Genomic DNA, 15473 nt, shown 5'->3' with positions numbered 1-15473 from the left:
TAAAACAAAAAGGAGCAGTTGCCGCGGCAAACTGCTCCTTTTTGCTTTAAACGTTGGTAAGTTATTCCTCACCAAACTTTTTGCTAACCTGGAACGTCATAGTCTTACGGCCCTTATCGTAAAGGAGAGTTAATTCATCATGTTTGCTTCCCCATCTTCAAAGGAAGTGCTGCAATGCATATTACTACACAAAGATAACGCCTATCGATTGGCATATACATACGTCAGAAATCCCGATGATGCGCTGGACATTATTCAAGAGGCCATTCAGAAAGCGTTAGCCGCCTCTAAGTCGCTCAAAGATGTTTCCCAGGCAAAGAGCTGGTTTTATCGCATCGTCATAAACGCTGCGTTAGACTTTTTGAGAAAAAAGAAAAACGTTGTTACGTTCGACGAGGAGACGCTTGAAACATATGGTTTAAGTTCACAAGACGCTTATCGCGACTTCGATTTGGAGCATGCGATGAGCTTGCTCCCTCCCCTTTATCGAAGCGTAGTCGTGCTCCGCTATTTCGAGGACATGAAAATTGAAGAAATCGCCCATGTCTTAAACGAAAACGTCAATACGATCAAGACGCGATTGTACGAAGCTCTTAGAAAATTGCGCTTGTTCATGAACGATGAAAACTTTAGTAAGGTGGATGAAAATGGATAACAAGTTGAACGAACTGAAGCGGCAATATCGCGAAATTCCTATCCCCGAGGGCCTGGACAATATAATAGATGAAGCAATTAGCAAGCATGTCCATAGGAAGAGGATACGTATTCGATGGATCGCCGCTGCGGCTGCGATTGCGATATTGTACATTTCCGCTTTAAATATCAGTCCCTCGTTTGCGAATGCGTCTTCGAAATGGCCGGTAATCGGCCCCCTTGCAAAAGTGCTTACGATCCGCGAATACAAGGTAGAAGAACCGACTTATAAAGCCCATATTCAAGTACCGGCCATTGCCGATCTTGGTGACAAGTCGTTGGAACAACAGTTGAACAACAAATATTCCGCGGAGAGCAAACGGCTGTACGATGAGTTCATGGCGGAAATGGATGATTTGAAAAAAAACGGCGGTGGAGAAGCTGGTGTTGAAAGCGGTTATGTTGTCAAAACCGATACTGATCGCCTGCTGTCCATTGGGCGCTATGTGGCGAATACCGTAGGTTCTTCCTCTACCACGTTCAGATACGATACGGTAGACAAAGTGAACCATGTGCTCATCACGCTGCCGAGTCTCTTTAAAGACGACCGGTATATCGATCTCATCAGCAACAACATTAAGGAACAAATGATAGCGAGAATGAAACAAGACAAAAACTCGTTTTTCTGGGTTACCGGAAATGGCCAGCAAGAGTCGGACCTGAATTTCAGAACGATTGAAAAGGATTCAAATTTTTATATCAATACGGACAACAAACTGGTCATTTCTTTCGATAAGTACGCTGTCGCCCCCGGTTCGATGGGCATCGTCGAATTCGTCATTCCGACGGAGCTAATAGCTGACGTTCTGGTCAATCAAGCATACGTAAAATAATTCAGTTTCGGAGAATCCTTCCAAACTTTATCGTGAGGCTGCCCGTCATAGCTATGTGCACGCACAATAATCTTACGGAGGAATTCCCATGAAGAAAAAAACCGTTATCGCCGCAGGGCTAACCGCAACCATGACATTAGGGCTAGCGGCTGGTGTATACGCATCCGGGCATTTGACCCAAGTGAAGGCTTTCTTAAATCCGTCCGTACACGTCAATGTCAGCGGTAACCAGGTCGAATTAAAGGATGAGGACGGCTCGGCAATGACGCCCCTTGTTTATAACAACCGGACTTATTTGCCCGTTCGCAGCGTAGCCGGCCAACTCGGTTACGACGTATATTGGGAAGGAAAGTCACAGACGGCGTATTTCACCCAACAAAGCAAGTTTCTCGAATATCGTATGGATGAGCAATTGATTTTGGACAAATACGGCTACTCCTTGCAGATTCCATCATCGTTTGGCGGCAAGCTCCGCCCGACCGTATGGCCGACGGAATCGATCGCGGACGGAATTAAATCCGGAGCATTGTCGGCGGGCGCTCTTAGCGCGATCGACTTGCTTTACTTGCCGCAGGATGCAGCATCCCCTGAAGCACGTGTTCTCGCTACCGTAGAGGTTATTGATCAGGCAAAATGGAATGCGGATAGCCACGACGCCAAAGATTCGGTATTAGGAACCAAAGGCGAATACGTGTACGTCCTGCGAGACGCGAAGGAGAATCCGTTCGGAGCAGGCACCGCAGATAACGCCAGCTACAAGGCGATCGCCGAGCATTTGACGGCGAGAGGATATGATCTAGTCCTCTCCCCTGCCGTGTCGGCAAGCGCGGAAATCGTTTCTAAGCTAGTCGGTTCTTGGACCGAATCGCGCAAAGGAACCGTGATGGAGCTGACCGCGGACGGCGTCTTTTATCGTGCGGGCCAAGCGGTAGGAAACTACTTGATCGTTGACTCGTCCCATATCCGTATCGTTGCGGACAAATCCGTTAGCACGGTCGAGTTCACCGTAAACGGCGATACGCTTGAATTGGCCGGTCAAACGTTTACTAGAAATAAATAGAATGCTATGACAAGAAGGCCAAGAACCAAAAAAGAAACCCAACGTTTGCAAAAAAACGTTGGGTTTCTCCACATTCTGCGCTCCTCTTACCAGAAGGTATCTTGCATGCCACGCAGCTTACAGACCGCTTCAGCGAAGAAATAGTCCCCGTAGATCAATGGAACATTGACATGCGTGTTTCTTGGACAATTAGCCGTCCCCATTCTTAAGATCGCTTCCTCATTCGGATCGTTCCATGCGGTGTACCGCTCATTCAGCTTACGAACCAGCTTCTCTGCACGGCTGCGGTACAACTCCGACTCCTCCTTTGGTACAAGGAGGCTCAGCTCCAGCATGCCGCTGGCCGCACACGCCGCGGCACTGGAGTCCATGGCCATGTCTTCATCCCAAGGTGCCCGGAAGTCCCATGGCGGCAAACCATCTTCAGGCAAATTCGCGAGAAAGAAATGCGCGGCGCGTTTGGCCGCGTCTATGTATCGTACTTCTCCCGTATAACGGGCGCTCAGCGCCATCCCGTATAAGGACCAAGCCGTACCGCGCGACCATGCCGAATCCGGCGAATAGCCTTGACCACCATGTGCTTCAATTCGCTCACCCGTCTCCGGATCAAAACATACGATGTGATGCGTTGATCCATCCGGACGAAGAAACTCCCTCAGTGTTGTATCTGCGTGTAGGATGGCTGCGTGGCGGAAACGCGGATCATTCGACTCCTCGCTGGCCCAATAGAGCAGCGGCAGGTTCATCATGCAGTCGATAATCGCCCAGCCCACTCGCTCAGGCTGATTCCAAGCTCTGATGAATTGTCCCTTCGCGTTATAACGCCCGAGCAGGTGGCTCGCGGCTGTCATCGCCCGCCTCTTGGAAAGCTCGCTTCCGAGGAGCTTGAACTGCGCGACGGATGAAAGACTCCACATGAAGCCTACATCATGATGCAACGGATAAAAATCCAGCAGAACAGCGTCCATTTTCGTTTCTATATCAGAGGCGATTTCCTTAAGGGACTCGTTCCTCGTCTCGCGGTAAACGAGCCACAGCAGACCCGGCCAAAAGCCGTTCGTCCACCAGTCAACTTTCTCATGCTCATACCTGCCCTTATATGAAATATACGGGAACCCGGCTCCGATCGTTGTGCTCGTAAGACCGACTTTGTCCACGATATTGTTCCATAATTCATTTGCCCACTGAGTCGTCATGATTAATCTTCTCCTTTATTGAGCTAGTGGCTGACCCGGAAACAATGAAAGCAGACGATCCATATCCTCTGTCTTGTTCGCCCTATTTATTGAATGCTCACATCGTCGAAATAGACAAGTCCTGTGTTGCTTGACCACCAATCTCCCATCGAGATTTGATTAAAACTCGTGACGCCGGTCGGTGATGCAACGAGCGTGCCGTCAATATACATATCGACCTTTGTCCCTGACGTATAATCCCACTTGAACTCGTGCCAGCCTGTCGTTCTCGTAACGGTAGTCGCCGCATATGTGCTCCCTAGTCTAGTTACGTATTTCGTTGCCGATGTCGGCGTATTGACACCTAAAGCCCGGGTTAATATAGAGTCGTTCACATCCCCTATGGTCTGTAACGAGGTATCAGCAGCGTTGTCATAGAACCACATCGTTACGATCTTGTTATAACTTGAGGTAAAGCTATGGGCAATGACATCCATATCTTGGTCGATAACATAGCTGTAAGATCCTGAATGGGCTTGAGCCGTACTGAGTGACGGCGTTCCTTTACCCGCTACGGCCGTCCAATTGCCAAGTCCGCTCTCGAAATCATCGGCAGTATATGAAGGCGGAACGCTTGGATCCATAATGCTAATATCATCAAAATACGCGCTGTTCGAACTTCCCGACCATAAATCTCCAATTGTAATCCTGTCAAAGCTAGCCGGTCCGCTCTGCTGATTAACGATAGTACCGTCTATGGACATGTCTAGGCCAGTACCTGAAGAATAATCCCATTTGAACTCATGCCAGCCTGTCGTTCGGGTTGCACCTGTCGCATAATACGTCCCGTTAATACGAACCACATATTTAGATGTCGAAGTCGGGGTATTGACTCCGATCCCCCTAATGCTGGCGGCATCATTCACCATGCCTAGCATTTGCATGTTCGTCGTGCTGCCATTGTCATAGAACCACATCTTCACAATCTTGTTATAACTCGCGTTGAACAACTGCGATATGGCATCCATATCCTCATTGATGACATAGCTGCTGCTGCCGGAATGCGTGACGGCCGAGCTAGTCGATGGAGTGCCTTTACCCTGAACGGCTGCCCAATTGCTAAGCCCGTTCTCAAATCCGTCAGACGTGTACAGCGATTGATATACGATCGGTTCTGCCATCACAAGGCCAGCGTCATCAACGTAGGCTTCTCCAGTTGCCGAGGTTTTCTTGAAGGTAATGGTGGCGGTTGTATTCGATGCTCCCGTCGTAAATCGGATCGTCTTAAAGGTCCAGGTGGAGCTTGTAGAGGCGGCCGAAAGATCCGCTCCTCCATAGCCTTTCACGCCCAGTTCCGCCGTTTCGCCTGCAGGCGTTCTTAGCCATCCCCCCGCGATATAATCCGTATTGGGCTGAAGGCCGGTGATCGTCTGCTCGACGCCGTCAACGCCTCCGCTTAGCTTCACTCCGTAGAACTGGGAACGGGACATGCCTGCGTTTGCAGCCTTTCCCCAGTGGCCATCAAGCAAGGTGACGGCGTTGTTGGCATCTGTCTTCGTCCATCCGGAAAGGTCGCCTTTCTCAAAGCCGCCATTGGTAACTCTATTCATATACGTTGTAGATGGAGGCGTATAGGCAGGACTTGGCGGATTTGCGAAGTTATGGCCCGCCGTCCAATCTGTCCCTCCGTACTCGTAGGCTCCGATATCCGGCGCGCTGCCGACATAGCCATCGGTTATGCCTGGGATCACGATGCCCGTATCGACGGCACCCGAATTGGACAGCAAATGATAATCGCGCGCCGTCTCATTCACAAAGCCAGGGGATGCAGTGAGATTGGAGCCGTAGACGGTGTAAGCGGCAGTTTCCGCATCGTAGCCTTTGATGATATTGTTGAAAATCCGGTCCCCGTACATATCCGTACCGAAAACATTGCCGAATGCTTGAACTGCCGAAGCACCCGTCCAGGAGGTATTATTGTAAACCAGATTATAATTGGAAGGATTGTTGAACTGGAGTCCTAAGTTGTTCCAAGTCACGTTGTGATGAACGATAAAGTTATTCGTATAGTTGTCGAGGTATATGCCGACTCCGGCTGTCGCGGCCTTACTGTCATGCACGAGATTATGATGGATCTCGGTGTTCTGTCCATCCGTATTCGGTCCGTACAGCATGCCAAGGTCAGTCGTCAGCCAGCCGGCATTAGAGATGTCGTTATATTGGATTTCATTCGCGCTCATGCTGCCATAGAAATACACGGTTACCCTGCCGGCATTGCTCACAGTATTGTGGCTGATCAGGCTGTTAGCCCCTTGCAGGTTCACGAGTCCTTCCCAGGAAGGCACATAGCCGCCATCATGGATGTAGCTGTTAATTACATTGTTGTAGGCGCCTCTTACGCTGACGAGACTGCCGGAACTATAGGCAAGCTCGCTGTCGCGAATTCCGTTGTAGCTGCCGTCCAAGATGATGCCCAAGCCATTTTGCTCGTAAGCTGGCGTATTTACTTTCGTATGGGAGATATAACGACTGATCATATCCTGCAGCAAGCAGTGATTCGTCAGACTGTCCATTTTAATTGTTGCGGCCGTGGTTTGAATGCCCTTGATTTCCACATACGCCTTGCCGGACAAGTCAATGGCGTTCATTCTCTTCTTGGCCTCCACCACATGGCTCGAAGGACTTCCACCTCCCGGAGACCATAGATATAGCATGGATGCAGCCGAATCGTACCACCACTCTTTCTCCGTATCCAGCGCGCCCTTGATGCCTGATAAGTAGTACTTGTTGCCCGATCCGATATTGTAATAACTGCTGCCGTAGCCGACATAATTGGTAGATACCGTCAGCTTCTTCGTGGCCGCGTCATAGTCGGAAACCGTCGTTGTACCGGCAATCCAGGCAGCTCCTCCGGTCACCCATAGTGTCGCTCCGTTCCAGAAATCATCTCCGCCCGGAAGGCTCGTATCTACAATCTGAGCAGCGTTCGAGCCTGATCCGGCTGTTGCTCTTGTCGGCTGCACCAACGTTCCGGTCTGATTGGGCCAACGTGCTTCGTCCATCATCGCGCCGTCCACGAAGATCTGATTGCCTGCTCCCAAGCTCCAGTTCATTGATGCCTTGTATATATTTCCGCTGTCTACCGTCCACCCGGAGACGATGTCATTTCCGCTTACGATAACGGTCTCTCCGTCATAGTTCTGATAAGTAATGGGGCTGCCCGCAGATCCGGAGTTGGCAGGGGTAACCGTCTCCCGATATGTGCCACCTCGAATATAAACGGTGTCTCCGGCCTGCGCCGTGTCGGCAGCCTTCTGGATGGTTTGGAATGGCATGCTTAACGAGGTTCCGTTATTGCTATCGCTTCCCGCGACGTCTACATAATAGGTGTTTCCCGCCGCATTAACGCTTGTAGTCGGCGTTACCGCAAACAATGAGGAAATGAACGCCGTGCATAACAACAATGCCCTCCCCTTGCGCTTACAGTCTCTAATCATTCTCATCGCTCCTCATCCTTTTTTGTTCGTGCGTGACCTCGTTTGACGCAGAAAAAATGGCGGATGCAACAAAATAAGCTTGGTTTATCGACTTAAATAATCCCCCCTCTCATTGCCTCAAGCATCTTAGTGGTCATTCAATCAGGTTCTATCGGCGATCTCAAATCGGATGTTAACTACCAGTTCCTGTGCGGGATTGCGATGCGTGAGCAGCAATCGATAGAATAAGCTCCCTTGTTTCGTATATGAATCAACCTCTACGGGATCCACATCGTAACTCCACTGCTCCGGATCGTATATCATCGTCACGCTATTCAACTGAACACGGCCTGGCCTAATTTCCCTAGGCTCTACGCTGCTTATGAACACTTCTTGAAATTCAACAGGCGTACGGTTGAAGACCGCTTGTTCCGTAATCGTGAGCCGTGGGTATTCATCCGCACGACGCTCCCATATAAATCTTCGGGTTAGGCGCTCAAGGGAGGGACACGAATAGGCTTTCGTCATGTCTAGCGCGAATTGAACCTCATCCTCTGTCTGGCTGGCGTGGAGCAATTCCGTCCGATAGTCTTTACCAAAGCTTTGCCTGTAGCCGTCTACAATAGGAACCGAATGTCCGTGTGAACCCGCGTTAATCATTTGGTAGCGATGCTCGGGCTGAAAATATTGCCTTGTATACATGCCAATACCCACATCTGCAAGCACGTTTACACCGTCGGCATGCAATATAAAATGACCTAAATCGTTATGGTTGTGGGGCTCTTCGTTATGTCCGCCTTTGGCGGCAAATGCAAACATACGGCCATCGGATCGGGTAACCTTCGAGATCACCCACTGATTTCCGTAATAGATTTGTTCCTCGACTCCGGCTTGCTCCGCATGTCTGCCGGACGGTTCGCATTGCGATGACCACAGCAAGAGTCGGGACGCATCCACCCAGCTCAAATACGGCTTCGCGCGATAGGCATCGGGAAGCGGCCTAAGCGATGACTCATAATCCCGCAAGCGATGCATGACACCTTCATTTAAGTTCACTTGATCGGAGTTATCCGAGAAATTGATCACTTTCCCGCCGGAGAGCAAACATGTCTGCGGAAATAAGGCAATCCGCCCGACCTTCTTGTCGGCAAGCAGCGAGATTCGTCCTTGCGTGCGCTCCTTCAGCAATTCGGCGAAATAGACGAAATAAGAGAATCCGTAGTGGCCGTAGCCGGGTCCTTCCGGCGTCGCTCCTTGTTCATCGAAGCCGGCGATATAATTGCGCAAGACGCCTATGACGCGCCATAGCATTCCTGCCAGCACCTCGCTGTCTTCGACCATGTAAACCGCGACAGCTCCGATACACGACGCACAGACCGCAGGCCAATTGTTGGTCTTGAGCTCCCAATTTTGCGGTATGGGACTATCGAAATACACCTTTAGAATGCGCCGCTCGATTTCCTGCCTCGCACGAAGGACGACCCATGGATGCAGACGCTCCCGATGATGATGGAGAATCTCGGCAAGGGCGAATGCAATGCCGCCCGCATAGAGATCCACGGTTTCGCGCGGAGGCTCCGGCTGATCCCAAATGCCGTTCGGGTACTCGTTGCGGTAGAGACCTACGTGAGCAGGCATCACCCAGGTATATTCGTTACAGATGCTCCAGATGGCATCACCGAGCCCGGTGTTCCACTTCGTTCCGCCATCCGTCATGGCAAGCAGGCTGAATAGATGCAGCCCGCTAGAGAGTTGACCGGCTTTCTTCTGGTAAATCTCCCTGTCCCCGGTTTCTCCAAACAAAATGAATTCGGAGAATAGCGGGGAGGATGGCGGCGATTGCAGCCATCGCTCGGCTTGTACTTCTACGTCCCTCCAGAATTCCTCGTATCTCGCATTCTCGCGGACTCGCTTCCAATTATCAGGCGTGCTTGCTTCCGCGAAGAGAGAATACGGGAGGCTCTGCGTTTCCTCCAGCGCTGTTTTGAGCTGCTTCAAGGTCAATTCCGTCAGCATGTCGATCCATCCTCTTTTCCGATCAGGTGTTTGTTCATGAAAGCTCCATTAAATGAAAGCGGGGATCTTTTAAGAAGATCCCCGCTTTGTTCATCTGGTTGTTATTGCTGAGCTGCGCGCCATGCGTCTAGCTGCTTTTGTACTTCAGCCAGCACCTTGTCATGTCCTGCAGCTTTCCGTTTCTCCAGCAGCGCCGACAACGTTTTGTCTACGTCTTCCAAGCCGTTACTAAGAACAGGCAAATATTCCGCGTTAATCGCTGTCAGCTGCGCGATTTCGTTCTCGACGGGCGTACGGTCGAACACGAATCCGATGGCAGGGTCAATCATGGCGGAGTCGTTCAGCACCTTCGTCTGATCCCACACATTATCATCCTGGCCTGGAAGAACATAGCTGTTGAATTCGTTGCCGAACATCCATCCCGCCATCGCATAGCTATCCGGTTTTGGCTCGATCCGATTGTCCGATACTTTCGTATAATCCTGTCCTTCGATGCCGAATTTCAGCAAGTTGAACAGCTCTTTATTCGTATCCACCAGGTTGATAAGCTCTAGCGCTTTATCCGGGTGTTTAGAAGTGGCGCTGATGGCATTCAATGTACTCGTTACCGCCCCTTTATTAATAACGGCCGGACCGGTTACGACGCTAACGACATCGAATCCGTTGGTCGCTTTCAAAGCGGCTTCATTTCCGGGCTTTTGACGGCTATAGCGGCTGAATACTTTTCCTGCCTTGATCAAAGATGCTTCGTCCTTCAATGTGGCAACATCCTGCGGGAAGAAGCCTTTCTCATACCACTCTCTTGTCAGCTTGTACCCGTCCGTATATTGATCCGGCGTATAGACGACCTTCCATGTTTTCGTATCGATTGCAAATAAGTCCACTACCGAAGAATAATAATCCGCGAATGCACTGGCAATCCCGAATCGAATCGCTGAAACGCCCGGCTCGCCGTCTTTGATTTTCTGGAATACGGATGTAAAATCAGTCAGCGACTTGATGCTGCCTGGATCGATCTGATATTTATCGACGAGATCCTTCTTCAGCCAAACCCCCGGCTGATCGGCCATGATTTGATTGTTCGGCACGCCATAGATTTTTCCGTTTATTCTGGCGCCGTCCCAAATTTCCTCTTTAAGCATCCCTTTCAGATCAGGGAATTTTTCCAACAAGTCGTCTAAAGCGAGATATGCGCCTTTGTTGGCATTCTCGGAATAGCTGTTTACCCAGCTCGCCGTAAACGCGATGTCGTATTCTTCGCCGGAGGACATGGCAAGCTGCATTTTGGCATTGTAATCGCCCGGATTGACATATTTGAATTCAAGGGTCGCATTGATCTTCTCTTGGATGATTTCGTTGGCTTTCTGCAAGACGGCTGCCGCGTTCTTAGGCTCCGCGCTGTAAACGTACCAAGTGAGCTTCACAGGCTCCTCTGTCGGCGTATTCGAGCCTTCTTCCGTTACGGGCTCGTTGCTTTTCGTTTCGTTGCTTTGGGTCGCGTCGGCCTGCGATGCTTCGTTTTTCGGTTCTTCCTTCTTGCCCGAGCAGCCTGTAAGCAACAAACCAACAACCATAAACAACGCCAGCATTACCGTCATTGAGCGTTTCATCTTCGTCATGCCAAACCCTCCTGTAAAATGGTTTTATCTATCTTAAAAATCGGAATGCCGATTTTTAATTCGGTCGTCTTGGTTTAACCCTTCACAGATCCAACCGTCAAGCCTTTGGCAAAGTACTTCTGAAAGAACGGAAAGATAAACAGCATCGGCCCGATGGCCAGTATGCACATCGCCATTCGCGTGCTTTCCGTTGGGATCTGTACGGCCGCCCCTGCATCCACGGGAACGTTCTCTTGCATATTTCGGAGAATCTCCTGAATATTGCTCATCATGACCTGAAGCAAATATTGCAGCGGGTATAGCTCCTGCTTGTCAATGAAGAGAAGCGCCTGATACCAGGAGTTCCAATAGGCGAGCAGCTGTAGCAGCCCTACCGTTGCCATGACCGGCGTGGAGAGAGGGACGATCATCGTGAAATAAATGCGCAGCTCGCCTGCCCCGTCCAGCGTAGCGGACTCCACCAGCGAGTCGGGAAGCTGCTGGAAGAAGGTTCGCATCAAGAACACAAACCACACGCTGCCGAGCAGCGGGATGATGAGCGCCGCATAGCTGTTTTGCAGATGCAGCACTTTGGTCATTAGCAAGTAATAGGGGACGAGCCCCCCGCTAAACAGCGTCGTAAAAAATAAATAGAAGGTTATGATGCTTCTGTATTTAAAGTCGGATCTGGACAATGCGTACGCGCACATCGAGATCATCAGCACGGAAAGGCAAGTACCTGCAAACGACATAATCGAAGTAACTTTGTATGCGTTCAGAATGGGGAGCGGATTATCGAAGATGTACTGATAGGCTTGAAAATCCAGGTTCAGCGGGATCAAGCGATAGCCCACCGTCACGAGATCGGACTCCTTCGATAAGGAGATCGAAATAATCGACCATAACGGAACGATGAAAACGACGGAAATGGCGATAAAGAACAAATGAATGGGCAGCTTGGACCATGAATAATCTGCGGTTCGTTTCATGCTAAAACCTCCTCTCGGTTGCGTTTAAAACAGCGAATTATCGGCATTGATCTTTTTGACGACCGCATTGACGCCCAGGACAAGCAAGAAGCCTAATAGCGATTTGGTCAAACCGGCCGCGCTGGACATGCCGATGTTGCCAAGCACCGTCAGAGCTCTGAAAATGTAGGTATCGATGACGTCCGTCGTGGCTAGTAAAGTCGGCGAATTCATGGGCAGCTGATAGAAAAGTCCGAAATCCGCGCTGAAGATATGCCCGATCGCAAGAATGGTCAGAATCGTAATCAGCGGATAGAGAGACGGCAAGGATATCTTCCTTACGATCTGCCACTTGTTGGCCCCGTCGATTTTGGCGGCTTCGAAGTAGGCCGGATCAATGCCGAGCAAAGCCGCATAATACATGATCGCCCCAAATCCAATGTCTTTCCAAATGTTCGCAAGCGGTAAAATATACATCCACGCAGTTGCTTCGTTATACCAATCGACCGGAGACCAGCCTATGTCCGCGATCCAATGATTGAGCATGCCCGACCGCGGGTTGAGAAAGGCATAAGCCATGTAAGCGACGACGACCCAGGATAGAAAATGCGGGAAGAACATCACCGATTGGTAGGCCTTGAGCAGCTTTCGGCTAGTCAATTCGTACAGCAGGAGCGCCACCGTGACCGAAGCGACAAGCGAGGTCATAATGAAGACGGCGTTATAGCCGAGCGTATTTCGTACAAGCCTCCATAAATCCGGGGAGTTAAACAGAAATTTAAAGTTGCTGAGTCCGACCCAATCGCTCCCCAGAATGCCTTTATTGTATTGGTACCTTTTGAAGGCTACGATCGCGCCGAACATCGGGGTATAACTGAACACGAATACATAGATCACCATCGGTAGCGTTAACGCGAGTAAAAATTTGTTCTTCCGGAAGTCCTTCATCATTCGGCTAAGCATCTTCGTTCCCTCCTCGATGGCTTCATCCTACCAGCACCGGAATGAGCTCCGTAAGTGATAAAAGCCGCGAAAGAGTTCAAAAACGCGGTTCAAAAAAGGCGAATCAGTTCAATTTGGCAGCGCTTCCATTCCCATGATGATGCTTGTACTTTATAATGAAGACAGGTCAGTCAGAAATTCATTAAAGGAGAATTCGATGAAGACTATTGTTCCGATAAAGCGTCCACTTTACTTCTATAGTCTGCTTATGAAAATCACCTTTTTCATCACGCTTACGGTCCTGATCTTGTCCTTCTTCTTGAACTACAACTTCAAAAACTACAGCATCGACCTCTTGAACACGTCCAACGAGAAACTGATGAATCAAATTTTCCAAAATGCGCTGCAGACCCACAATTATGTCAAGAACTATACCGTTACCATGTTCAATGATCCGGATGCGGCAAATTTAATGTACGGTGAGGACGTTTCCATCGTTAAAATCATGACGAGCCTGCGCAATCTTGACACCTCCATTGGCAGCACGCCTTATATCCATTCCGCGTATGTCTATAACGGGCGTACAGAGACGTACTATTCGGTCGGACCGAATGTAAGCATCCGGAAGAGGGATTCTTTTCTCGATACGGAATTGGTACGCATGCTTTCTAACCCTATAAGCTTGCATGCCCTCGCTCCTATTCCGAGGAAAATTCCGATTTCCGAACTGGATTCGAACCGTACTGAAAATGTATTCTCATATATCGTGCCGGAATATTTCAGAGGTACAAAGAAAGTGAAGAATGCGCTCGTTCTCAACGTGAGAATGAATTGGATCTTCAATACGCTCTCTACCTATCAAGAAACTGATTCCTTGAAAGGAAACGATATTCTCATTCTGGATCCGCAAGGGATGGTCGTCGCGAATTCAAATTCGGGAGATGACTTATTCCTGAAGAACGTATCCGGCGAGTCCTTCGTTGCCCCCATTTTAACTTCCGGCCGCAAATCCGACGTATTCCTGGCGGATGTTCGAGATGAATCTTCCGTCATCACGTATGTCACGTACGATGCGTCACCGTGGGTGCTTGTCAACATCACCCCCTACAAATACATTTCCGATAGCATTGGCAAAGTGAAGAGAGTGACCCTTACGATCGGATGCTTCATGCTCGTCATCTGTCTGATTACGGCTTTCTTGTTAGCCAAAAATTTGTATGCGCCTGTAAGAAGTCTCCGGCATATGGTGGGGCAGCTGGGCGACAGGCAAACGGCAGAGCAGGATCCGCGCAGCGAGTTCGACTATATTACAGAGACCTTTAAATCAACTCAGCACAAGCTGACCTCATTGGAAATTTTCCGTAAGACGAATCAATTTACGCTCAAGCAGAAGAAATTGAAAGAGCTTCTTTATAATCAGCATGCAAGCGAAGCGAATTACGATGATTTATCCAAAGAGCATCCGCTTGCGATCGATCCAAGAAGCGGTATGGCGGTTATTCTGTTCAAGATCGACAACTATGCCGATTTTCAAGCCCGCTACCCAATGAGAGATCAGACCTTGCTGAAATACGCCTTGTTGAATATCATAGATGAAATTATTCATCCTTACTTTCGGTGCGAGTCGCTGGACAACAGCGAGGATGAGGTCGTTACGCTCCTTAATATTGAAGCGCAGGGCACAGCACCGGACGAATCCGCTACGTATGTAAACCGATTAAGGGAACTCATTCTAGACATCCAGCATGTGTATGCCACATACTGCTCCATCAGCGTTTCCGCTTTTATTAGTCGTGCCAGCGAAAGCGTTAGGGAAGCTCGCGGCCTACTGGAAGATACGATCGATCTCTCTCATTACCGATTGAAATACGGTCATTGCTGCATTGTGGCTAGACAAGAGTTCGATGGCGTCCCACGGTCGGACTTCAATATTCATAACGAGTACATCGCCAAATTGCTCGAAGCGCTAAAGAAAGGCCGATTGGAAGATTCTGCCGACTTGTACCACAACTTGATGCTGTCGTTGTCGGGCTGCAGCTACAATAACATCATGTTCGCCCTGTCCTATTTGTCCTCGAATATCTTCAATACGATCAACCTGATGGAGAAGAACGGCACGATCTCGTTTGCCCTGGATTTCGTGTTGTTCGACAACAAAATCAAGTCGCTGGAAACGCTCGAACAAATCAATACCGCGTTCAACGATTTAATGAAGACGATCGTAGGCCGAATCGAACAAAATCGCGATGAGAAATCCGAGATTGTCGTCTTGAATGCACGTCGCTACATTGATGCCCATTATTTAGACAAATCGCTGTCTGCCAATCTGGTGGCCGATCAATTCAAGCTAACCCCCGCCTATCTGGGCAAACTGTTCAGGGAGCACCTCTCTCAATCGATCGCCGAGTATATCTCGGAGATCCGTCTGGTTAAATCAGCCGAACTGCTTAAGGAATCGTCGCTTAACATCGACGAGATTCTGGAGCGAGTCGGCTGGGAGAACAAGAAACACTTCTTCACGCTGTTCAAGAAGAGGTACGCGGCCACGCCTACCGAATTCCGTTTGAAGTCAAAGACAATGGAGATCTAACAACCGAATCCGGAAAACGGCCTTAGTTCGAGAAGCTGCTTAAATTATAATTGAACCGCTTTTCAAGCTGTATTGGGGGAATTTCATACCCGGCCAAGAACCAAAAAAAGAAACCCAACGTT

The 15473-nt window shown here is 49.5% G+C and carries 10 protein-coding genes; 4 read left to right on the top strand and 6 right to left on the bottom strand.

Features of this window, described 5'->3' with window-relative positions:
• The first annotated feature begins 139 nt into the window (after positions 1-139).
• The 3 genes from DL346_RS17415 (at position 140) to DL346_RS17405 (ending at position 2586) form a co-directional block, all read left to right on the top strand.
• The gene (locus DL346_RS17415) at positions 140-655 is read left to right on the top strand and encodes an RNA polymerase sigma factor (protein WP_112883425.1); all 516 of its coding nucleotides are present in this window, start codon (positions 140-142) and stop codon (positions 653-655) included.
• Positions 648-1526 carry an anti-sigma-V factor RsiV gene (rsiV, locus tag DL346_RS17410; protein ID WP_206098544.1) on the top strand — a complete coding sequence of 293 codons (879 nt, stop codon included), beginning with the start codon at positions 648-650 and terminating at the stop codon, positions 1524-1526. Before DL346_RS17415 ends, rsiV begins: the two co-directional genes overlap by 8 nt.
• A gap of 88 nt (positions 1527-1614) precedes the next feature.
• On the top strand, positions 1615-2586 hold the full coding sequence (locus DL346_RS17405) for a stalk domain-containing protein (RefSeq protein WP_112883423.1): 972 nt from the start codon (positions 1615-1617) through the stop codon (positions 2584-2586).
• 86 nt (positions 2587-2672) lie between these two features.
• Here DL346_RS17405 and DL346_RS17400 read toward each other — a convergent pair whose 3' ends face one another.
• The 6 genes from DL346_RS17400 to DL346_RS17375 form a co-directional block, all read right to left on the bottom strand.
• Positions 2673-3782, bottom strand: coding sequence for a glycoside hydrolase family 88 protein (locus DL346_RS17400; protein ID WP_112883422.1), 1110 nt, complete (start codon positions 3780-3782; stop codon positions 2673-2675).
• Positions 3783-3868: 86 nt separating this feature from the next.
• Positions 3869-7264 (bottom strand): hypothetical protein, encoded by a 3396-nt coding sequence (locus DL346_RS17395; protein WP_133257540.1) that lies wholly within the window; start codon positions 7262-7264, stop codon positions 3869-3871.
• Positions 7265-7399: 135 nt separating this feature from the next.
• Positions 7400-9253 (bottom strand): heparinase II/III domain-containing protein, encoded by a 1854-nt coding sequence (locus tag DL346_RS17390; protein WP_112883420.1) that lies wholly within the window; start codon positions 9251-9253, stop codon positions 7400-7402.
• A 101-nt stretch (positions 9254-9354) separates the two neighbouring features.
• Positions 9355-10872 (bottom strand): ABC transporter substrate-binding protein, encoded by a 1518-nt coding sequence (locus DL346_RS17385; RefSeq protein WP_112883419.1) that lies wholly within the window; start codon positions 10870-10872, stop codon positions 9355-9357.
• Positions 10873-10946: 74 nt separating this feature from the next.
• Positions 10947-11840, bottom strand: a complete 894-nt coding sequence (locus tag DL346_RS17380; protein WP_112883418.1) for a carbohydrate ABC transporter permease — start codon at positions 11838-11840, stop codon at positions 10947-10949.
• A 24-nt stretch (positions 11841-11864) separates the two neighbouring features.
• Positions 11865-12782, bottom strand: coding sequence for an ABC transporter permease (locus DL346_RS17375; protein ID WP_240633259.1), 918 nt, complete (start codon positions 12780-12782; stop codon positions 11865-11867).
• Positions 12783-12978: 196 nt separating this feature from the next.
• Here DL346_RS17375 and DL346_RS17370 point away from each other — a divergent pair, with 196 nt between their 5' ends.
• Positions 12979-15351, top strand: a complete 2373-nt coding sequence (locus DL346_RS17370) for an AraC family transcriptional regulator (RefSeq protein WP_165822553.1) — start codon at positions 12979-12981, stop codon at positions 15349-15351.
• Positions 15352-15473: the final 122 nt, after the last annotated feature.

Origin of the sequence: Paenibacillus montanisoli (assembly GCF_003268025.1) — a bacterium.
Classification (GTDB): domain Bacteria; phylum Bacillota; class Bacilli; order Paenibacillales; family Paenibacillaceae; genus Paenibacillus_Z; species Paenibacillus_Z montanisoli.
This window is presented reverse-complemented; position numbering and strand designations above follow the sequence as displayed.